Source organism: Pseudoalteromonas sp. SMS1 (genome assembly GCF_021530565.1).
GTDB lineage: Bacteria > Pseudomonadota > Gammaproteobacteria > Enterobacterales > Alteromonadaceae > Pseudoalteromonas.
The window spans coordinates 254111-277013 of the sequence record NZ_JAKGBI010000013.1; the positions used below are offsets into that span (position 1 = coordinate 254111).

The following is a 22903-nucleotide window of genomic DNA, read 5'->3' on the forward strand; positions in this document are numbered from 1 at the left end:
AAGCCCCTAACAAGGGGCTTTAATATTTAGATACTGCAACGCTTGTAGTTTCTGTACTCAGGCATCCAGTAATTTTTTTCAATAGCACGACTAATCAATTCGTCCGGCATATCGAGTGCGACGCCCTCTTCCATTGCCTTTCGGGCAACTGCAAAAGCAATACGTTTACTGAGTTCTTCTATTTCTACCAATGACGGTAATAGACTACCTTTACCTGTATTTGCCCATGGTGATGACTCTGCAAGTGTTTCACTTGCCACCATCAGCATAGATTCTGTAATACGAGAGGCTTTCGCTGCCAACGCACCCAAACCGATACCCGGGAAAATATAGCTATTATTACATTGCGGGATCACATAAGTTTGGCCATTGTATTCAACTGGGTCAAATGGGCTACCAGTTGCAACAATGGCATTACCTTGGCTCCATTCAATGACATCTTTAGGATGTGCTTCAACCTGACGAGATGGGTTGCTTAAAGGGAATATAATCGGTTTATCGCAACCAGAATGCATCGCCTTAATGACCTGTTCAGTGAATAACCCTGGTTGACCTGAAACACCAATTAGAATATCAGGTTTAGCGCAATGCATTACATCAAGCAGTGAAGCGAACTCGCCACTGTAGTTCCAACTTTCTAAATTACCATTTGATTGAACAAGTGCTGCTTGGAAATCTCTTAGACCTTCCATGCCCTCTGTTAACAGACCAAATCTATCAACCATGAATATTTGACTGCGGGCCTGTGCATCCGACACACCCTCTGAAACCATCTGAGCAATGATTTGTTCTGCGATACCGCAGCCAGCAGAACCAGCACCAACAAATACGACTTTTTGATCAGACAGTTTAGCACCTTTAACTCGACAAGCTGCCAGTAACGAGCCTACCGTTACCGAGGCCGTACCTTGAATATCGTCATTGAAACAGCAAATTTCATCGCGGTATCGCTTAAGTAATGGCATGGCGTTTGGCTGCGCGAAATCTTCAAATTGAAGTAACACGTTTGGCCAACGACGTTTAACTGCTTTAATGAATAAATCTAAGAACTCGTCGTACTCTTCTTGATTGATACGCTTATGTCTTGCACCCATGTACATTGGATCATTTAACAATTTCTCATTGTTAGTACCCACATCAAGCATGACTGGTAAGGTGTATGCAGGGCTAATACCACCACATACGGTGTACAACGCCAGCTTACCAATTGGGATACCCATGCCGCCTATACCTTGGTCGCCAAGACCGAGAATACGCTCGCCGTCAGTAACAACAATCACCTTGACTTTGCCTTTCGTTGCATTGCGTAAGATATCGTCAATATGGTGGCGATCTTCATATGAAATAAACAAGCCACGAGAACTACGATAAATATCAGAGAATTTCTCACACGCGTCACCAACCGTTGGCGTGTAAATAATCGGCATCATTTCTTCAAGGTGATCTCGAACTAAGCGATAATACAACGTCTCGTTGTTGTCTTGAATTGCACGTAAGTAAATATGCTTGTTTAGGTTGTCTTTAAAACTTGAAAATTGCTGGTAACAACGTTCTACCTGCTCCTCAATTGTTTCGTAACGAGGCGGAACTAAACCAGCTAGGTTAAAGTTTTCACGCTCACGCTGGCTGAATGCGCTGCCCTTATTAAGAAGAGGCGTTTCCAATAATGTTGGGCCAGAATATGGGATGTAGAGGTAATTAGGATCGGTTTGTTTAGTCATATTTACAAGCTGTGACTCTTAATTTTTAATATAAGGGATAATTATTGCCTAAGTACACAAATTTTCAATGACTTTAGTGCACATCAGACCAATAAAACGACCCTGTAAACAGATGCATAAACCGTAAACAGGGTCGTACATTATAACTGAATAATATTGAATATCCTACGATTTACTCGCTAGATTCACCAAGTGCGACGCCTTCTCTTCGTGGATCTGCTCCGCCAAATAAAAGGCCTTCTTTTATTTCGATTGCATGAATACCCGAGTTTAAGTCAGATATCCTAACCGTATGCCCTTTTGATTCAAGCCAAGGCTTGATGGCTTTGAGGCCTGTTCCTTTTTCAAGTGTTGTATATTTGTTTCTATTGGTAATGCGTGGCAGATTAATCGCTTGCTGTGGCGTCAGCCCCCAGTCAAGTACACCAATCACGGTTTGTGCAACGTAGTTAATAATTCGACTTCCACCAGGGGAACCAACAACTAACTTTAAACTACCATCTTTGTTAAATACCATGACCGGTGACATAGAGCTTCTTGGTCGTTTGTTTGGTTCTACTCTGTTTGCAACCCACTGTCCGCCGATCTTTGGTGATAGCGAAAAGTCGGTTAACTGATTATTAAGTAAATAACCATTGACCATCACTGTAGAGCCAAACCCCATTTCGATGGAACTGGTCATTGACACTGCATTACCTCGGCTATCAACAACAGATAGGTGTGACGTTGACGGTAACTCAAAGCTATCGTCTTTGGCATACGCAACTTGCCCCATTGTAGGGTCACCGACAGGGAAATTTGGGTTGTCTCGCTCTCCGATTAGTTTTGCTCTTGATTTTAAATAAGTAGGATTTAGTAACCCTTGAGTCGGTACATTTACAAAGTCGGGATCGGCAATGAAATAGTTCCTATCTGTAAATGCAAGCCTAGATGCTTGAGTAAATAAATGAACGGCTTCAGGAGAGTTTGGCCTATATTGAGCAAGCTTTTTACCTTCGAGTAATTTTAATATTTGTAAAACAGTTAAACCGCCACTGCTCGGCGGAGCCATTGAACACACCTTATACTCATGGTACGACGTACATACAGGGGCACGCTCTTTACTTTGGTAGTGGGCCAAGTCGTCCATAGATAAATAACCAGGCGCTATTTCAGATTTTTGAACCGCCCTCACCATGTCTTCGGCATATTTCCCTTCATAAAACGCTTTTGGACCATATTCCGCAATTTCTTTATAAATTTTGGCAAGTTCGGGGTTCTTAACAATCGTACCTACCGCGAGGGCTTTACCCTCAGGGTAAAAATATTCTTTTGCAGGAGACAATTTTGTAAGGCCCGGATTGAATTCCTTCTTAAGCAGCATATGCAGTCTTGGGGAAACTGCGAACCCTTTTTCAGAAAGCGCGATTGCAGGTTTAAATAGCTCTCTCCATTTTAGCTTTCCGTATTTGTCGTGTGCTTGTTTCATTGCGTGAATGATACCTGGCACACCCACCGAGCGACCTCCGACGACCGCCTCGAGCCAACGTACAGGCTTGCCTTCTTTATCTAAAAATAATTTATGAGTTGCTTTTTTGGGGGCGGTTTCTCGGCCGTCAAATGTCGTTAGGTATTCGTTGCCTTTGTCGTAGTGCAGAATAAAAGCACCACCACCTATACCAGAAGATTGAGGCTCAACTAGGGTTAGGACAAGTTGAGCTGCAATAGCCGCATCAATGGCGTGACCCCCTTGTTGTAACATCAATTGACCGGCTTTACTCGCATGAGGGTTGGCAGCAACGACCATGTACTTTTCGGATATTTTTTCTTTTTTTAGAGTGAACCCCGTTGAGGCTTCAGGCTCTCTCACTTCACGTACTTTTGAGTCCAGTGCGTATGAGGCAGTTGGGAGTGTAGAGGCTAATAAAAAGGCAATGAGTGAACGCTTATATTTCATATTCATATTTATTAATTTTCAATCGTCGTTGGCATCATAAAAGTTAACAGGCACAATATACAAAACTTGATAATATTGTGAACACAGAATGTTTGGTTTAAACCTGCCACTTAGTCGAAATTATATACTCCCGCCAATTGTCCTTTCGCTTACCGCCATATTGTTGATGGCTTTTGATCTGCGAGATGCACTTGAATTTCATCGCCAACTAATCAGTGAAGGCGAATTTTGGCGTATTTGGAGTAGCCAATATATACACACTAATTGGACTCATTTGGGCTTAAATCTAATCGGCATACTATTTATTTGGATACTTCATGCTGAGCACACCTCTGCGTCTCGCTATTTTACCCATATAATTTTACTGGGTTTGTGGACGGGAATTGGTATTTGGCTATTTTGTCCTGATATTAAAGTATACACAGGCCTCAGTGGATTGCTACATGGAATTATCGTCTGGGGTGCATTAAAAGATATTCAAACAAAAGAGCCAACTGGCGTGCTATTATTCTTAGGTATTGTAGGTAAGCTTCTGTGGGAGCAATATGCTGGGCCAAGTAAAGACGTGGGTGCCTTACTGGACTCACGGGTCGCTATTGAATCTCATTTAATTGGCGCGATAGGTGGGGTTATTTTGGCAATTCCCCTTTTTAAAGATAAGTTTGGGTTCGCCAAGAATAAAAACTAATGTTTGCGCGGCCTTTATATCTTAAAGGCCGCATGTTGCTGTTAGTTTAAGCCAAGCTTAAACAATCTACCATTTATCCCTAACCCCTTCGACTCCCAAACAATTAAATGGTATCCATCACTAACTTTGGTAATCGAGTGAAAATTTTGATTGTCTTGCACTGTTTGCTCTATGGGAAACACGGAAGACTCATCGACATAGTCATCTTGTAAAAATGCAATTATCTTACCTTTGACGCCGACCTTTTCTGGGTATCCATATTGCGTCCAAACAACCAAAGTTTCGTTGGCACTGACCATGGATATGTCGACCGGCTCAGAGCCTTGAACAAAGTGGTCAGAAATCAAAAACTCAGACGCAAAGTTTATAGTGTCTGTATGCGTCAATGTGCCAATGCGCCCTGCAGCATACATCTGATTATTGCCACTGCCATTTTGCTTGTAGCCTTTCCAAGAAAATATGAGTCTGTCTTCGTCCAGAGGAATGACATTTGGATAGAATTGAGCGCGGGCTTGCTCTTGATTTACGGTAAATTCGTTGCCAAAGTTAATGCTCCCCAATGCCGAAAAATCAGCAATACGCGCTGCAATACCCGATCCCTGACTGTCAGCACTTGCATCATTGGTGATCCAAGCAAATACCGCTTTACCTCGAGGCATAGCGACAACGCGGGGGGCGTTTTGCACACTCTGAGAGAGCTGGTTCACCTGAAACTGGCTGTGCGATATAAATACACCGTTGGTATTGACCGCTCCGACAGCTGCTGATATACCAAAAATCTGTTCATCGTATCCAGTCCAAGTTACCAATAATCTGCCATCTGATAAGACTGTCGCGTCAGGTTGCGGGACCGAAGATTGTTGAACCGCTATCTTTTGCTCCGGCCCAAAATTCCAAAGGCCGCTTGGTTCAATAGTCGTTGTGCGAAAGTAAACTTCATAAGTATTGCTCCAAATGAAAGCTACTCGACCGTCATTCAAAAGTCGTACTTCTGGCGGCGTCCAACCACCGAACCTGTAACTATCGGAAATAGTTTGAACGCTTCCTAAGGAAATAGTTTTATTGAAATCAAGCGTTCCGACTCTACCTTTTACTTTATAAGGATAGGAAGATTCGGCCCATGAGAACAAAACTCGATTTTCGTCTAACGCGATAACATTGGGTTTAACACCCTTGCTCCATTCGCCTTCTGTCACTAGAAACTCATCAAATGCCTTGATTTGTTCTGCTTGGGAGGCAGGTGAAAAATGTATAAAACAAACTACCAGGGTATAAAAAAAGAGTGTGTTTAATATATGCATTGAATTTCTCCATTAGTATTCCTTACTACATGATGAATTTCGCTTAAATACATATGCTCAGGTTCTCAATGAATTGTCGAATCTGACTCAGGTAAGCATTATGACTCTAAGTCATAAACATGACAGCTATGTGGTTAAGTTTGGGGAATGTGTGTAAAAAACAAAAATGTGTTTTTGGTGCTTTTAATTTGCATTTGAGGTATTGCGCGTGTGCGCGTTGTTGATGAAGAATATAAGCTTGGTTACTTTCAAAAAGATACAAAAAAGCCAGCTTAGCGCTGGCTTTTTCTATTATTTATAAGATTATAGGTTCTCTTTGAACAACTTATAAATACGACGGTATTCGTCTAACCAACTTGATGGTTGAACAAATCCATGAGGCTCTACAGGGTAGATCGCTGTTTCGTAGTTTTCTTTCTCAAGTTCGATTAATCGCTGTACCAAACGCACAACATCTTGGAAGAACACATTGTCATCGATCATTGGCGCGTTGATCAACATTGGCTTGTTAAGACCTTCAGCGAAGTAAATTGGAGAACTGCGCTTATAAGCAATTGGATCATCTGCCGGGCGGTTAAGGATGTTTGACGTATACGGGTCATTGTAATATGCCCAATCAGTGACTGGACGAAGTGCGGCACCCGCTTGGAATAACTCTGGCTGAGTGAACAGTGCCATAAACGTCATGAAACCACCATATGAACCACCATACGTGCCTACCGCGCCTTCATCAACATTGGCATTGTTTGCCATCCACTTAACACCATCTGCCAAATCTTGAATTTCAGGTGTACCCATCTGACGATAAATCGCGGTTCTCCAATCGCGGCCGTAACCTTTAGATGCACGATAATCCATATCCATGACTACGTACCCTTCACTTGCAAGCAGTGAATGGAACATAAACTCACGGAAGTAACCAGACCAGCCCATATGCGAGTTTTGCAAATATCCGGCACCGTGATTGAAAATAACCGCTTTGCGTTTTTTACCTGTTTCGCCCGGCTTGTAGTCTGCTGGATAATATACCTTCGCGTAGATTGGTTCATCGGTATGGCTTGAAGGCACTGCCACAATTTTTGGCGCGATCAGCTTTTTGTTAAGAAACTCATCAGACACAGTATTGGTCAGGCGCTTAGGTTGAGCACCAGGCTTTGCATCAGCTACATAGAGCTCGGTTGGCATCATGATAGTAGAGTGTCTAAGCAATAACTTCGACTCATCAGGGCTCAATGAGAAATCAGTCATACCATTTAAATCTGTGATGGCTTCTTTTTTCTTTGATGCCACATCGACTGAATAGACTTCGTAGATACCAGGATGGTCAACATTCGCTTTAAAGAAGAACTTACTGTTGTCTTTAGTTAACTTCGGTTCAGATACAACAAATTTACCGGAAGTCAGTTGCTTGGCTTTTCCATCTATTGGTTTTACATAAAGATGACTGTAACCACTTTCTTCTGATAAGAAGTAAAGCGAGTCTTGACCGTTTAACCAGCCAAAGTCATTGTACGCATAGTTAACCCAAGCGCTATCATGTAGTCTATGCTGTGGTGTCAATTCGCCTTTTTCAAAGTCCATTGTAGTAAGCCAACGATCTTTGTTGTCCCATGCTTTGAACATTAACGCAGCTTGGTCGCCCTTACTGTTCCATTGTATTGGAGATTGCGACCAGTACCAGTCACGCATTAGTTTAATAGCACGCGGTGACTTTTCAGATGTATAGCTCTCACCGATCGCTTCTGCGTTCTCTTTTCTTACCGCTGCCAGCACATCTTCATCAAAACCAGGCAGAGTTTCAAAGCCAACTGATTTTTGTGTGTCTTGTGCTAAATCTACATAGATCACTTCTACTTCTACTGGCTTGTTATCAGCAACTCGAGAACGCGCTGGTACCGGGTCGATGTTTCCATCTTGGCCAATATAATTTGGCATCATGTCTTTTTCTGTAGATTGCGAGTAAACATTGTGCTCACTTACGACTACTATCAGCTTGTCACCCTTTGGAGAAAGGCTCGCCTCAACAAGGTTCTTACCTTCACCAAGATAGACATGCTTGTTTGCAATAGATGGGTTCTGACTGTCAATTTCAGCTTTACGTGCTTCTGCGTCTAACGCATTTTTATGAGTCAGCGCGACATAATCGATAAGCTTGTGCTGTTCTTTTGCAATATAAGTACTAGGCGCTTGAGTCCCTTTCGGTTTGTTGCCATTGTGCAGCTTTACCAACTCAGTCGTTAGGCCCGTTTCGACATTAACCGAGAAAAATGTGTTGTCTACACGGAATGCTAGCTCACCTGACAGCATAAATTGAACAATACGCTCTTGAGCAGAGCTTCTTGTTAGTTGCTTTATTTTATTGGTACGAAGATCTTTGACAAAGATGTTGCCTTGGAACGTATATGCCTGAAAACGACCGTCGGTAGAATATATCGCGTTCGCACTGCCGATTTCATGTAAATCAGTTAACGTAACTTGATTGATACCTTTATTACTATCAATTGCAAATGTGTCTCTTAGTTGATTACCTTTTTGCTTTTGATTGAAATAAATAGTGCTGCTATCAGCGCCCCAAAATGCACGCTCTGGTGTACGGCTAATCCAATCAGGATCTGCCATTGCTTGTTCTAATGTTATATTTTCACTACCAAAATCTAGTGGCGTTTGTACAACGGACGCTACCACTGGCGCGTCAGACATGGCAACGTCTGTATTTGATGTTTGGCTTGTTGTTTGACAACCTGTCAGCAGTAATCCTGCCACAGCAATGCTCAAAAGGGATTTTTTCATCAGAGCTCTTCTTTTAATTTATAAATCTGGCTAATTTAATCAGAAGACAAGGCAATATTCGACTGGTTTAAGACAAATAAACAAAGTTTTTAGCTTGGTGGCAGAGATTGGCTGAGCTCAGATGCTTTTTAAACAAAAAAAGGCCAGTAAAGCTACTGGCCAAATACTCTCTGCGCTCACATAGTCGTTGATAGACAACGAGTATGAAATGAGGCATATCCAAGCCTCATTAACTCAGACTGGCATAAAAATAAAAAGTTCAAAAAAATTTAGTGAATTTATTGAATAAATCCGTCAAAGATCAGCAAAAGCAAAATTGAGCTCACAATTATCCACAAAACAGTAGCCATAACAAAAGGTTGCCAACCACACTGCTTGAGTACTTGCTTAGAAATTCCGGCGCCAATTAAAAATAATGTACCAACCAGTAACTCCTTCGCAATGGCATAAAATGCATGCCACACTGTATTAAACTCAGGCATTAATGTGTTGATGGCAGCGGCAAGTAAAAAACCGACAATAAACAGTGGTATGCTCGTTCTTTCTTCTGAACGCCAAAATACACCAGCCAACGCGGTATAAGGCACTATCCACATCGCTCTTGTTAATTTAATTGTAGTTGCCATCGCCAGAGCGACTGGACCATACGCTGCTGCTGCACCTACCACACTGCTGGTATCATGTATTGCCAATGCACTCCATAGTGCGAATTGACTCTCGGTTAGCCCAAAATAATGTCCAAGCCATGGAAAAATAAGTAATCCGACAGCATTTAAAGAGAATACAATGGCCAACGCAACGGCTATTTCATCTTGCTTAGCTTTAATAACGGGTGCCATCGCTGCAATTGCGCTGCCGCCACAAATTGCCGTTCCAAATGAAATTAGCGTGCCCGTATTTCGATTTAATTTAAAAAGCTGGCTGAGAATTTCGCCTAAACCAATGATGGCTGTAATGCTGACGATGGTGAGTACTAGAGAGCTCCTACCGACTTCAATGACCTGCATCACATCTACGTTAAAGCCCAGCCCGACTACAGAAACTTTGAGTAGCCATTTTGAAAGCGTGGCACTTTGCTGCTCGAATGGGTTTTTTAAAAAAATGGCGAAGCCAATTCCCAAAAATAGTGCTAAGGCCGATCCTACAATCGGCGTAACACACACACCAAATAGAATAACAAACGCAATTTTCAAAATATGTGTGTTATTAAAATTTACGAGCTTAGTTTTGAACATACCAATTACACTTGTAAAAAAGCCGAGCTTAAGCTCGGCTTTTCTTAATTAAGAATGAGTGCATGACTGGTCTCTTGCACTCCGGGATAATCATCCTCAGGCAGTAACTCTGCGAGTTCTGCAAGTCGCTCCCCGAGTTGATGAAGGCTCTCTGCCGACACATTGATATGCCCCATTTTTCTGCCTGGTTTTGCGTCCTTCCCATACCAGTGACTCGTGCACCCGGGTACTGCTAGTACCGAATGAGGGATAGCACTTTGTCCTAACACATTAATCATCGCTGTAGGTCTAACTAGTTGTGTACATCCAACCGGTAAGCCTGTGATAGCTCGCATATGATTTTCAAACTGGCTGGTGTGACACCCCTGTTGCGTCCAATGACCTGAGTTATGAACTCGAGGTGCTATTTCATTAACCAGTAACTGCCCGCCAACATCAAAAAATTCAATAGCTAACACGCCAACATAGTCCAATGCTGAAGCGAGTTTTTCAAACGCAGACTCTGCCTGACTTTGAATTGCGGCTTTTTCTTTACCCGCAACAGACAGGGTTAACACACCATTGGTATGTTGATTTTCAGTCAGTGGATAGACCTTGCATTCACCGTCTTTGCTACGAACCCCAATGATTGACACTTCACGGTCAAATGGAATCATTTTCTCAGCTATAATAGAGTGCGGCGCGCTGTGTGTGCCAGAGGCAATAAAGCTTGCCATCTCAGACCAGATTTGTTCAACCTCATCTTTTGACTTTAGTCGCCATTGTCCCTTGCCATCGTATCCAGCCTGACAAGTTTTTATGACTAACGGCATGCCAAGTTGCTCTACTGCAGCCAAAAAGTGGCTCTTTTCTGTGATTAATGCATAAGGAGCACATGGAACTTGTGATTTGTCTAACAACGCTTTTTCTTTGCTACGGTCGCCCCCGGTGGCGATAGATTGCGCCCCTGGATAAAATTTACCGCTTGACTCGCAAACAGCCAGTACGTCGTCAGGAATGTGCTCAAATTCAGCAGTAATTGCGTATGCCCGCTCAACTTCTTGCGCTAAGGTTGAGTTTGAAACGTCTAACGTAACAGGATTAATAACTTGCTTTGTGCCTACATCATAAGCCAAAACTTCTATGCCTAGATGAGTCGAGGAGAGACTCATCATTCTTGCCAGTTGCCCAGCACCTAAGACTAAGACTCTCATATTATTCTGCTGGATTAGGGTTTGCTAGGATTGTGTCTGTTTGCTCTTTACGGAATGCTTCAACTTTCTCGAAGATTTCAGGTTGCTGACATCCAAGAATTTGAGCTGCTAGCAAGCCGGCGTTCGCAGCGCCTGCATCACCAATTGCTAGAGTACCAACAGCAACGCCTTTAGGCATTTGGCAAATAGAGAGTAATGAATCTACGCCATTTAATGTTTTTGATTTCACAGGAACGCCCAGTACTGGCAAGCTTGTAAATGCAGCTGCCATACCTGGAAGGTGCGCTGCGCCGCCTGCGCCAGCGATAATAATTTTGATACCACGCTCTGCTGCCGTTGATGCATAATCGGCCAGTAATTGAGGAGTGCGATGTGCTGAAACGACTTTTGTTTCATACTCGATGCCAAACTTATCTAACATATCCGCCGCATGTTGCATTGTAGGCCAATCAGATTTTGAACCCATAATAATGCCAACCGTCATAATAATTCCTCAATTCTAAATTAAACGATACTTACTACAGCGCTAAAGGGGTTGCGCCGAAAACGTGGCTATTATACCCGAGAGAAAAGTTAAAGCGAACAGCATAAAGGTAAAAAACCGCAAAGTGCGGTTTTAGAATGTAAATATATGGAGCAACGAGCATTTTAATTTAGAACTCACTCGATTGTTGCGCTGTTATGCAACCTCCTCTTGATCAGAAAGCAGGGCCGGTTTTGATGCCGAAGCAGCCGCTTTCCAATGTGCAATGAAAGCGTTTGGTCCGAGTATCAAAAAAAGCAACGCTAACCCACCCGGAACTAGAACAACTTTAAGGACAGGCCCCAGTACATAACTATAAAAAAATATAAAAGGTAAAAAAATTAAAGAACCTAATAATCGTAATATCATCAATATCTCCCTTACAATTGAGCGCGCTCATTTAATTTAGTGAGCGCGCTCAATTTAGTCAAGAAAAAGATTATTTTTTAACTTTGAAAGTGTTTTGTGATATGCTTCCACTATTGTACAAAACATTGATTTAGTATGAAAAAAAGAGAAAAAACAGCACAGAAGATTCTTGATGTAAGCTGGCAGTTATTTCAAGAGCTAGGCTACGCAGAAACCACAACCAGACAGATAGCCAATCATGCAGAAGTAGCCACTGGTACTGTTTTTAGTCATTTCCCAAATAAAATAGACATTTTAAAGTTGGCCATGCATCAGCAAATTGATGCCGTGATCGCCAATGCACATGCAGACAATGAACAGACAAGCCCCAGACTTAGATTGCGACACTATGCTAAATACCTATATCGCTTTTACTGTGAAAACAGAGCATTTAGTAAGGAGCTGCTCAAAGATTTAATGTGGCATAGTCAGTATTTTGATGAGCAATTAGATAGTTTCAAACAGATGTTATTTGAAGGCCACCGCTACGACGATATGAAAGCGTCAGCGATGATGGACTGTTATTTCATGACCTTAATTCAAGGGCTGAATAATGAAACGCTTTCCCCTGTTCAAATGGTATCTACATTAACGGCAAAACTTCAAATGATACACACCTAAACTCTATGTATGATGTGTTCTTTGTGAAATATACTTCGCCACAGGTTTGCTCAAACTACATTCCCTTCCTAAGCTTACAATTGCGCTGTAATACAAAGTTCTACTCCTATTGTGAAAATATTCTTAGTGTTTTTACTATGCTGTGGTTGGGTTGCCAGTGGCAGTGAACTAATAAAAACTAGCCAACCCAAAAAGTATGAAAACCTCAGCTCTCAAAGCCAATATATCCAAGACAATAACTTTGGTATTGTTGACGTACTCTCACTGCCAGAATCTGCTTGGACCGCGAATAATGACGACAATCTAAACTTAGGCTACACATCTCAAAGTTATTGGGTCAAAGTAAATTTTGTCCTACCTACTAGCCCACACCCATACGTCCTTGAAATCGCTTACCCTGTTCTCGATAGTCTTAAGCTTTATTTAATTTCAGCAGACAAGGTCATCAATTATTCAAAGCTGGGAGATAAACAAACTTTCTCAGACAGGCCTATTCAGCATCACAACTATTTAGTTCCTATTGAGTCCGACGTTTCTGGCGAACTTGAACTTTATATCAAAGTAAACTCCTCGAGTGCGATTCAACTACCTGTTAGGCTTTGGTCACAACAAGCTTTTTACGAGTCAGATCAGCTTAACATGCTATTCCTTGGCATCTATTTTGGCTTAATGAGCGTCATGGCAGTTTACAACTTACTTATGTACTTCTCGTTGAAAGATAAAACACAGCTCTATTATGTTGTGTATGTCAGCGCGATAATTGCTTTTTATTTCAGCCTTTCAGGACTTGGCTTTAGATACCTCTGGCAAAATAGTTTGTGGTGGAACGATCAATCAATTTTGTTTTTTTTAATTTCAGCGGTGTTGGCCGGCACCTTGTTTATTGTCAGACTGCTAGAACTGAAAAAACACAGCCGCATTTTGTATTATGGCTGTATTTTTATCGCGTCAGTGGGAGTAATGTTGTTGTTCTTATCTATATTTTTTTCATACGGCGTCATGATAAGAGTCATCATTGCATATGCTTCGCTCGCTTGCTTGTGGGGAGTCATCACCAGAACCGTTCGGCTATTTGAGGGCTCTCATTTTTCTACCTATTACTCGCTGGCATGGAATGCCGCCTTATGCGGGGGTATCATTCTCGCAGCAAACAAATTCAACTTTATACCGAGTAACTGGTTTACTGAACACGCGTTAACAATTGGTACCTCAATTGAGGTAGCTTGCTTGTCTTTTGCGATGGCGGAACGCATTAATTCCGAGCGCAAAAAACGGTTTATCGCACAAGCAAAGAGTATGTCAGAGATTAGAAAGGCCAATCAGTTACTTGAGGTAGAAGTTGAATCTAGAACTAGGGAATTACAAGATGCCTACGACAAACTCAAACACACTTCAAGGATAGACGAACTAACCCAAGTTTTTAATCGCCGAAGCTTAAATGAGGCACTAAATACTGAATGTCTTCGCGCAAAACGGTTTGGACACTCCATCAGTGTATTAATGGTAGATATTGACCACTTTAAAAAGGTCAATGATACGTATGGGCATCAATGCGGAGATAAATGCCTCGCTCATGTAGCTAATTTATTGAAAGACGCATGCACAAGGGCCGGAGATACCATTGCAAGATATGGCGGCGAAGAGTTTTGTATTTTACTCCCCGAATGTAACGAGCATGACGCATTGGAGTTAGGAGAAATTATTCGCAAACGCGCTCAAGCAACTGCCTTTAGATTTGAAAATAGTACAATAAAAATGACGGTTAGTATCGGTGTAACAACTGCTTGGGGACAATCTTTGGAACCTCATATACTGATAAAACAAGCAGACATGGCGTTGTATTTTGCCAAACAGCACGGTAGAAACCAGGTATCACTCGGTTCTACATTAGATACCTAAAAGGCAGGCATTTAAGCCCACCTATTTGCACTGTAGCTAGGCCAGCCGTTTACAAGTTCGTTCAGATGTATATTTTGGACAATACCAAATGCTGTTTTGGGCACCTTCATACACTCTTTGTTGAACCTTTTTAGCGGCTAAAATACTGGCAACAGCAAAACCGATAGCTGCAATTTCGACCCCATAATCCGCTGTAGATGAGGGTGTCCATAAAGGCATTTGTGGTATTAGACCAAGTAATGACGTTATGGGGACCATCAAGCAAAGTGCTGCAAACCCATACAACCCTATAATGCTAAATCGGGCTGCACCGTATCCAAATGCAGTCAGTATTGACGCAAAAAACAACGCATAGTAGACCCACATGTAGGCAATGTTTATATTCACATCAATGAGCATAATCCATTTACTAGCGGCAAATGCACCGGCAATCCCCATCGCACAACCCAAACATACACCCACAGTGAGATTAGCCATAAAATGGCTTGATTTACTTTGCTCGGTGCTTTGTTTTTTTCGGCGTTTTTCTAACCAAATTAAGTTACCGCTATAAAATAGAAATGCGCCACCAAGACCCATTATAAAATATAGCCAGCGACCAAGTTCGCCACCATAGCTTCCAAAATGAAGACCAAAAAATGTGGTGACTACAGCGCCCCAAACGCCTTGTTGTCCATTACCATTGGTAACACTACTGGTATCAATTTCCAAAGTGTATGGGTTCATAAATATAAAATCAGTGTGCGGGCCTCTCATTAATGACTTGTCGTTAACGATTGAGATACTCGCAGATGGGTGCGCTCCAGTGAGTCCACGAAAATTGATGCTACTAACCGAAAAACCAGGCGCATATTGCGCTACTTTGGTATGGATTTCATTTAAACTAGGTAACTCACTCAGTTCGTAGCGAATTTCTGGGTGTTGTTCTTCCCCACCAAAGAGCGGTTTATCGCCGTAAACCTGACTTAACCCACCATAAAACAAGTCATGAAAAGAAAAAACCACCACAGTGATAGCGATTATTATATGGAACGGAAAACTGGCTACCCCTACGAGATTATGGCTATCTAACCAAAACCGATTGGCGCCCTTTTCTTTTCTCAGTGCAAAGAAACTTTTCACTAAACTGGGTAACAAAAAGATTAAACCGGAGATTAAGGCAATGAAATACAAAAATGCCGCGATACCTAAAATGTACACTCCAGCTTGGTCATGTCCAACCTCTCCGATGATACCTGCACTGCGATGTAGATAATCTACTAACATCGACAGTTCATTAACATGCCTAAGCGCTGTAACTAATTCGCCCTGTTCATCCAACGTGCCATGCCACATCGTATCATCAAGAGAAAAACCTCTCGCAGAGCCTTGACCATACCAGTATATTGGCGAACTATCGGGTTCATAATTTATCGTGACATTGTTTAAAGTTTCGGGGTATTGAGTAAAAACTAACTCTAATAGCGTATCTTGTTGTGCTGGCTGAATTTGATTCATTTGGTAATGTGGCGGTGTTGCCCAGTCGTCTATTTCACTGCCAAACATCGTTAATGCGCCAGCAAAAAAGCCAATAAACAACAACAAACCGGCACTAATACCGGTCCATGTGTGCACACTCTGATAGGTTCTTAATACATCGGCTCTTATCTTCATAGCATTTCCTTTAATGCTGCGACAATTGCGATCGAGACACAGGCGGCGCCTCCTAACCAAGCCCAAGCTTGACGGCTGGATTTAAACAGGTACACAAAACTCAAAATGATTAGCCATATTGGCGTAATCATCCACATGTTGAACTGTGTTTTCCATAGCCTTTGCTCTTCAGTAATTTGTTGTGTTAAGCCATCTGGGCCAAGCCAAGCAAAGATACCAACCAGGCCGATACTGAGAAAGAAACCAGCAAAGATACCGGCTAAAGTCTTACCCCACCAGTGGGGTTCAATTTTATTGGCGTTAACCACATTTAACTCCTTTTGAGTACTAAAACGGCCAGGGGGATACTAAAGAGCGCAGTCATTAGAATCATTAAAAATAAAAATATGCCGGCAGACAACGTGAAATATGACAGCGACAAGATAATGCCTAGCAATAACAAGCCAAACCCCGCTTTTTTTAGTTGCTGATTAAAAGGCTTTTTAAGTAGGCGTTGATGCCGATTAGCTAAGTAAAGAAATAACGTACCAACAGCGACCAATAGTACGATAACAAAAGAATACAAAATTGAGCTCCCAGTCCTTCGTCGTCAAAGTAGAATCATAGCCGCGATTATATACATAATAGGAACTAGAGTGCACGCCAAATTGTAATGATAATAGTTATTATTTATAAAGTTGAAAGTTTATGAATTCATTTATGAAGCAAAGACGTCAAAAACACAGCTCCTAAATCATAACCACATCATGATTAATCAAAATGTGGTTTTAAAATACTTGAGTAAACACATCGAATGGCTATGCTGTTGCAAATTTTTTATTGATTTTCATCATCATCCCACCGTAATTGGACAGGGACGCTCGTGCATGAATGTGAATAGGGTCTGTGGATTTATCTATAAACTCAAACCGTGCTGACTGTGTAATGGTCACGAGTATCGTTAGAATTTCTTGTAAAGCAAAATGTTGCCCAATGCAATTTCTATGGCCAGCGCCAAAAGGAATGTATGCCCCCTTTTCATATGACACGACATCGTCTTCCCACCTGCTCGCATCAAATATACTTGCATTATTGAAATGGGCATCTAATCGATGGACCACAAATGGAGAGATGAAAACCTTATCCTTTTTATTAAATTGGTAACCGTTAATTGCGACGTGCTCTGCAACTCTCCTTGCACCAATTAACCATACAGGCGGAAAGAATCTGAGTACCTCTTTGATAAAAGTATGTGTTTTTGGGTAATCACTCAAGTTAATCGACGCGACCGTTTTCATGTTACGCACCTCTTGATAGACCTTTTCAGCTTGATCTTCAAACTTAGCCAAGCAATACCAACTCCAAAGTAACGTATTTGATGTTGTTTCATGACCCACAATAAAATAAGAGATAAGATGATCTTTTATATTCTCATTGGTAAGTGGATGGCCAGCTTCATCTGTCGCCTCTAGAAACGATGACAATAAATCACCATGATCTTCAAACGGCATACTTCGCCGATTTAGAATGATCTCTTCGACAATGTCATCTATCACTTTTCTTGCTCTTTTAAAACGTAAGTTAAGTGGTGAAGGAAACCATGCGGGTAAATTGATAATACCATCAAAATCTTTACTGATCAGCGCATGTAATTCATTGATAGCATTTGATACTTCTGTCGTTCTTTTTAAATCGTCTTTATCTAGTCCAAAAAGTGTCTTACAGGTTATTTGAAGAGACAAACGCTCCATTTCTTTTGCAATATTTATCGTGTCTGCATGATTCAAATCATTAATACAGTCTTGTGCGTACTGTTCGAAAATCGTTTGATAATTGACAATACGCCGCTGCATAAAGGAAGGCTGTGCGACCTTCCTTAAAAGTTTATGTGTTTGCTGATCTGCCGTTACAATGCCATTACCCACCGCCTTACTTAAGATATCGGTATCTCTTTTTGATTTAGGAAACAGCTTTACTTGGCCTATCAAAATTTCTTTGATTATTGCCGGGTTAGAAATCAACACCACCTTAAATGGTCCAAGCTTAAATTGTATTACATCGCCAAACTTCTCTGCGAGCTTCAGTAAGAATACAGCGGGGCTCACCATGAAACTAACCCCTAATGTTCTCTGGTCCTTTCTACTGACAATCGGGATCTTTTTCATTTTCTGTCGCTATACGTTTAATCTTTTCAAACAGGCTGTTGATATGTGCTTCTACCTGAAATTCATTTAAATTAGCAGGGTTATATTCAATTAAAAAATCGATGTGATCAACGCCATGAAAATTAACAATATTCAATTGCAAAGGTAAACTATGATGTAAATGAGATTCATAACTAAAAGACATGGGTAAGCCACGTTGCTCACTGAGTTTTTCAAGCTCTAAATATCCAAATCTAAACTCACTTAACGGCATATAGCTCGGCATATTTAAGTCATCATAGAGTAGCTCGGGGGGTAACCTTTTGTGTCGATAAGCGCGCTTTAACTGAGCAGCAACATTTTTGGCCTGCTCTACAAGGTTAGCATCAGCTTCCAACTCAAACTCATGTACCAACATGTTGGCTTTAAAAATAATGAGATCAGACTCGTTTTTCTTTCGGCCATGAACAGGTAACCCAATGCGAAGTCGATTACTGTCAGACAACGGGTAATCTTCATTCAATTGCCTTTGCCACAAAGTCAGCAATAAAGTTGACAAACTTAGACTATGACGGCTTGCAAGCTCAATAAGTGGCCCAAATGTTTGCCTAGGCAATGTGAATCGAAGTGACTGGCTTTTGGGTTTGTTAGCTTGAGAAAATAACCTAAATGATATTGGTTTACTCAGCTGTGACAGCCAAAAACCTTTGTCTTTTTTGTATTGTTCAGACTCAAGATAACTACGCTGTGCGTGAGCTAGCTTTTCGGGATCAATAAAAGTGCATTGTGGCCTAATGCCTTTATCATAGTATTCAACTATCTGTCGTAAATAGGCGAATGCGCTGTATCCGTCACAGATTACATGGTTCGCTAAAAACACCAACCATACCTGATTGTTTGGCAGAACCAGTACTTCATTGCGATGGAGCGGAAAATCAAATGGGTTTATTGGTGTCGTAAACAACCTTGTGATTGTCTCATTTGCGTTTTTTAATGCCAGTTCATCACTCAACCCTGAAAAATCAGTGATGGTAAAATTGAGGTCTTGCTCAGAGTGCTCGTGCTGTACTATCCCCTGCGCTGTGCGTTGAAAGTAAAACTTAAAGCTTTGATGACAGTGCATTATCTCACGCTGTGCATTTATGAGTCTTTGCGCATCAATGTTTTCAAATCGAATGACACCGCCTACGTTTGCAATCGGTAGTTCTGGTAAACTAGTACAAAAAGACAGCATCATATTTTGCAATAGTGTAATAGGTATATTTTTCATATTCTTAATTTAGAGTAAGCCCACCATCCACTTTAATCACACTGCCTGTTGTCCAGGGCTGATTAAATAGCGTGATGATTATCGACGCGATATCTTCGGCTTTGCCCAATCCCAAAGGGTGAAACTGTTCAAGTTGTTTAAGTCGACTGTCTACGTCTAAGTCATCCGCTCTCTCTTGAGCCAGCATAGGTGTACTTACACAGCCTAATGATAAAGCGTTTACACGAATTTTTTTCTTAGCGCCCGCTAATGCACAGGCTTTCATGACTTGTTCCAATCCCGCTTTAGTTGCACTGTAAATTGCACTAGTAGAGAGTGGTTTATCTGCTAACGTTGAGCTCAGCAATAAGATCGAACTATTACGAGGCATATGCACAACAGCTTGCTCACACAGTATAAAAGCAGACACTAAGTTCACATTTAATTGCTCTGAAATGGCGCGCAACGTTGTATTACCGAACGCTTGGTGATGACAAACACCTGCGGCATAAACCAACCCATTGATCTCTCCAACAGCCTTTTGGATTGACAAAAACACGTCAGGCAGCGCATCTACATTAGCTAAATCACAACACCAAGGCGTAAAGTTTGAATAACCATTAAGAATTTGATTTGATCCTACATACCGACTCAATCCCACAACATGATAGCCAGCTTTTAACAAAGCCAGACAAGTTTCGTATCCTATGCCCGAGCTAGCGCCGGTCACTAAAACAGTTTGTTTCATGTACCTTTACCGCCTACACAATCTTGTAACGTAAATAAATTGTCATTCCCCTTAATCATAATTTCATCACTAGGTATAAATTTAGGGGTATCGATGCAAAGTACGGTTGCCATTTTGTCAGTACGATTTTCATATCCATGTATCACCCCTTTTGGCCAAGAGAACGCATTGCCAATTTCTACAGGTTTGTTGTATAGATATAACCCACTATCTAGAATCAATTCATGCTCCTCCATTTCCAAATGCAGGTGATCTGGTATCGATTTTCCAGGTGCTATGTTCAATAAATATACCCCAAATTGTGATTCTTCAAACAAGATATCTACTCGGCCAAACAGTTGTGTTTCAAAGTCAACATGTTCTTTATTGTACCCTTTGTGAAACGAGGCAGTATGGGTGTCCAATATCGTGATTTCTATCCGTGCAATATGCGGGTTTCGACAAAATAATAAATTTGCCGTTATGTCGGCTAAATCGTTTACAGAAAGGGTCTCAATGTTCTCACATAAAAAGTGCAGTTGTGCTTGAAGTGCCATTTGACTTAAAGGTAAAAAAGCACGATGTGAAATTAAGCGTACAGTGAGCTCGCCCACATTGGTGACAAAAACAGTCAGCGTATGTTCACAGCATTGCATACACCACCTCCGGTGTTTGCATAGGAGTTTGAACAAAATGCTCGCGCTCACCTAGGTGCTTTAAAAGCTGATGAAAGGCTTTTGCGCGAGGGATAAGCATACTCCTTTGCACCAATGAATATTCTGCAAGCGTTTTTGTACTCCCGTTAGGAATAAATATAGGTTCGAATCCGATTAGGTTTTTGCCTTTGGCTCGCCAGCTAATCGTTCCATAAACTTCGCCTAAAAACGAATAAACAACACCGCTTGGCAAAGCAAAGCTTAAGGCACATACCATTTTAGCCTTTCGGCTACTATCAGACTCTAAACGGGTAAGAATATGATCAATCGCTTGAGCATATCCACCCGATTGCTTTGCCCACCTAGCAGTATACAAACCTGGCAAACCATTAAGCGCATCTATACAAAGACCACTATCATCAGCTATGGCAAGACAACCCGTTGCTTTCGCTGCCGTGACTGCTTTGACTTCCGCATTTTCGCAAAACGACTTTCCACACTCTGCTGGTTCGATTAGCCCCCGTGTTTTAGAAGATGTGATGGTTTTGGAATATGGCTTAAATAAGTCAGATAGCTCGGAAATTTTTCCGGTGTTGTGACTAGCAATCACAATATGCTCGTATAAAAGCTGGTTACCCATAGAAGACCCTATCCGGATACAAAGCGAATTTACGCTGAGGTTAGTGTCCAACTGTGGAAGAAATGTGTAACGCCAATGTTAAATATAAAATTTTTAATAAAGAATGTGCTTCATAAAATCTCAAGCTTCTGCTAAGTCAAGTCTATGAACATGTCCTATTAAAATTGCTGGTTTGTTTGTGCTTGTCTCATATAGAACAGAATACTTATCGTCGCCACACAAAAAAGCACGGCGTACATACCGTGCTATTTTGTGATAATAAGATGTCGAAGACAAAGTTATCATTGCTTTTGTCATGCCTTTAAAAACCCACTTAAAACTGGATCTTTTAACAGTGGTCAAAGCGCTTCGTTTAAGCAATAAGTTTGTGCCTGTCCTGTCTTAATTATCGACAAACATATACCGTTAGTCGATGTTCAAGAACATATTTCCAAAAGGTTAAAACCCATTTCCAATAGCAACTATACGAGGCCCATTACTCAACATTTTCTCAATAACCTTTTTCGCAACCACATCATCTTCAATTAAAACTACATTTTTGTTCGAAATATTAACTACAAGATAGTCTGGAGCCTCTTGTTTTCTATCTGCATTTACGTGCAACAGCCCCCAGCCCCCTGAAATATCTTCCCAGAGGTACTTAAACTCTTCTAAGTGCTCAACCACTTATTATTCCTCTTTAATTATTGAATCTAGATATATCAATATTAACATGTACTATCTGAACTTCATTGTGGGTTACCGCGCTGCTCGAGTACTTCTAGCACGCTAATATTGCCATCACTTGCAAAAATGACTTCCTTTGAGATGAGTGTGATGTATTAATATACTGTCTGAAAACAATAATAAATTTGTGTCTGTGCCGTATTGATTACAGATTTAAAGTTTCATTGAAAACACGAGTTCCTTCACACCATTTTTAAATCTAAAGCGCTTGACCTCGTCATTAATAATTACTTCTTCTAGCTTAGTTAGATAAATATAAGAATCCAGAAAGTCAATCTCGCCCGCCTTGTCAACAGACAAGTTCCCAATTTTAAGCAACATATCAAACTCGTCAAAGTCAGGTTTTTGCCATTCGCCTTGGTCCTCGACGAAATTACTCGTCAACTCAAACAAAACTCCCTTCGCGTCTTGTGCTTTAAAATATACTCCTTTATAAGAACTTTCTCGTTCAACAAAACTTACTTTGAGGCTATTTTCAATAAAATGAAGTACTTCACTAAGAAACTGTTGCTCCAATCCAAAATAAATATGTTTCATTATTCCTCACTAAAAAAGCAAATCTAGCACATTGTTTTTCCTCGTCATTTCCTGACGATAATCAAGCATAAAGTTTATTGTCCTACTGGACATTATAGATAGTCACTTTGGTAACTCGTATAACTTTAGCAATTCCATTAATTCAGTATTCAAAGGACCAATACTTCACTAAGCTGCATTAACCGCTCGATTAACCACGTACGCCTATGGTCAAAGTTCTTCCCTGTATATTTGTCATCTCCACACAAAAAAGCACGGCGTACGCACCGTGCTATTA

General features: G+C 41.2%; 20 protein-coding genes. 3 read left to right on the forward strand and 17 right to left on the reverse strand.

Translation table 11 applies throughout. The features are described 5' to 3' along the window. Window positions 1-26: 26 nt before the first annotated feature. The gene (locus L1286_RS14960) at window positions 27-1721 is read right to left on the reverse strand and encodes an NAD-dependent malic enzyme (RefSeq protein ID WP_235407863.1); all 1695 of its coding nucleotides are present in this window, start codon (window positions 1719-1721) and stop codon (window positions 27-29) included. Window positions 1722-1893: 172 nt separating this feature from the next. Next, on the reverse strand, window positions 1894-3663 hold the full coding sequence (gene ggt, locus L1286_RS14965; RefSeq protein WP_442961735.1) for a gamma-glutamyltransferase: 1770 nt from the start codon (window positions 3661-3663) through the stop codon (window positions 1894-1896). An 82-nt stretch (window positions 3664-3745) separates the two neighbouring features. Between ggt and rrtA the strand changes: the two genes are divergently transcribed. Beyond that, entirely contained in the window at window positions 3746-4345 is a 600-nt protein-coding gene (gene rrtA / locus L1286_RS14970) for a rhombosortase (RefSeq protein WP_235407865.1), read from the forward strand. Between the two features lie 41 nt (window positions 4346-4386). On the opposite strand, the gene L1286_RS14975 is transcribed toward rrtA, so the two are convergent. The 6 genes from L1286_RS14975 to L1286_RS15000 form a co-directional block, all read right to left on the reverse strand. Next, window positions 4387-5646 (reverse strand): hypothetical protein, encoded by a 1260-nt coding sequence (locus tag L1286_RS14975; RefSeq protein WP_235407866.1) that lies wholly within the window; start codon window positions 5644-5646, stop codon window positions 4387-4389. Window positions 5647-5949: 303 nt separating this feature from the next. Then, a complete protein-coding gene (locus L1286_RS14980) occupies window positions 5950-8436 on the reverse strand; it encodes a prolyl oligopeptidase family serine peptidase (protein WP_235407867.1) in 2487 nt (828 codons plus the stop codon). Between the two features lie 278 nt (window positions 8437-8714). Next, complete coding sequence (locus tag L1286_RS14985) at window positions 8715-9671, reverse strand: YeiH family protein (protein WP_235407868.1); 957 nt, start codon at window positions 9669-9671, stop codon at window positions 8715-8717. Between the two features lie 44 nt (window positions 9672-9715). After that, window positions 9716-10864, reverse strand: coding sequence for a 5-(carboxyamino)imidazole ribonucleotide synthase (locus tag L1286_RS14990; protein ID WP_235407869.1), 1149 nt, complete (start codon window positions 10862-10864; stop codon window positions 9716-9718). 1 nt (window position 10865) lies between these two features. After that, a complete protein-coding gene (gene purE, locus L1286_RS14995) occupies window positions 10866-11348 on the reverse strand; it encodes a 5-(carboxyamino)imidazole ribonucleotide mutase (protein ID WP_235407870.1) in 483 nt (160 codons plus the stop codon). A gap of 195 nt (window positions 11349-11543) precedes the next feature. Beyond that, window positions 11544-11756, reverse strand: coding sequence for a hypothetical protein (locus L1286_RS15000; RefSeq protein WP_235407871.1), 213 nt, complete (start codon window positions 11754-11756; stop codon window positions 11544-11546). A 135-nt stretch (window positions 11757-11891) separates the two neighbouring features. Between L1286_RS15000 and L1286_RS15005 the strand changes: the two genes are divergently transcribed. Further along, window positions 11892-12416, forward strand: a complete 525-nt coding sequence (locus L1286_RS15005) for a TetR/AcrR family transcriptional regulator (RefSeq protein WP_235407872.1) — start codon at window positions 11892-11894, stop codon at window positions 12414-12416. A 111-nt stretch (window positions 12417-12527) separates the two neighbouring features. After that, window positions 12528-14315, forward strand: coding sequence for a sensor domain-containing diguanylate cyclase (locus L1286_RS24240; RefSeq protein WP_235407873.1), 1788 nt, complete (start codon window positions 12528-12530; stop codon window positions 14313-14315). A gap of 36 nt (window positions 14316-14351) precedes the next feature. Here the strand turns inward: L1286_RS24240 and L1286_RS15015 are convergent, their stop codons facing one another. The 9 genes from L1286_RS15015 to L1286_RS15055 form a co-directional block, all read right to left on the reverse strand. Continuing rightward, complete coding sequence (locus L1286_RS15015) at window positions 14352-15968, reverse strand: PepSY-associated TM helix domain-containing protein (RefSeq protein ID WP_235407874.1); 1617 nt, start codon at window positions 15966-15968, stop codon at window positions 14352-14354. Next, window positions 15965-16276, reverse strand: a complete 312-nt coding sequence (locus L1286_RS15020) for a hypothetical protein (RefSeq protein ID WP_235407875.1) — start codon at window positions 16274-16276, stop codon at window positions 15965-15967. Before L1286_RS15020 ends, L1286_RS15015 begins: the two co-directional genes overlap by 4 nt. 489 nt (window positions 16277-16765) lie before the next feature. Continuing rightward, window positions 16766-18055, reverse strand: a complete 1290-nt coding sequence (locus L1286_RS15025) for a cytochrome P450 (protein WP_235407876.1) — start codon at window positions 18053-18055, stop codon at window positions 16766-16768. A 31-nt stretch (window positions 18056-18086) separates the two neighbouring features. Then, window positions 18087-19361: a condensation domain-containing protein gene (locus L1286_RS15030; protein ID WP_235407877.1), complete on the reverse strand. Its 1275-nt coding sequence runs from the start codon at window positions 19359-19361 to the stop codon at window positions 18087-18089. 4 nt (window positions 19362-19365) lie between these two features. Beyond that, complete coding sequence (locus L1286_RS15035) at window positions 19366-20088, reverse strand: SDR family NAD(P)-dependent oxidoreductase (protein ID WP_235407878.1); 723 nt, start codon at window positions 20086-20088, stop codon at window positions 19366-19368. Then, window positions 20085-20723 carry a cupin domain-containing protein gene (locus L1286_RS15040; RefSeq protein WP_235407879.1) on the reverse strand — a complete coding sequence of 213 codons (639 nt, stop codon included), beginning with the start codon at window positions 20721-20723 and terminating at the stop codon, window positions 20085-20087. Before L1286_RS15040 ends, L1286_RS15035 begins: the two co-directional genes overlap by 4 nt. Further along, window positions 20710-21363 carry a non-canonical purine NTP pyrophosphatase gene (locus L1286_RS15045; RefSeq protein WP_235407880.1) on the reverse strand — a complete coding sequence of 218 codons (654 nt, stop codon included), beginning with the start codon at window positions 21361-21363 and terminating at the stop codon, window positions 20710-20712. Before L1286_RS15045 ends, L1286_RS15040 begins: the two co-directional genes overlap by 14 nt. 438 nt (window positions 21364-21801) lie before the next feature. Further along, window positions 21802-22029, reverse strand: coding sequence for a hypothetical protein (locus L1286_RS15050; protein ID WP_235407881.1), 228 nt, complete (start codon window positions 22027-22029; stop codon window positions 21802-21804). A gap of 213 nt (window positions 22030-22242) precedes the next feature. Next, on the reverse strand, window positions 22243-22626 hold the full coding sequence (locus tag L1286_RS15055; RefSeq protein WP_235407882.1) for a hypothetical protein: 384 nt from the start codon (window positions 22624-22626) through the stop codon (window positions 22243-22245). Between the last annotated feature and the right edge of the window lie 277 nt (window positions 22627-22903).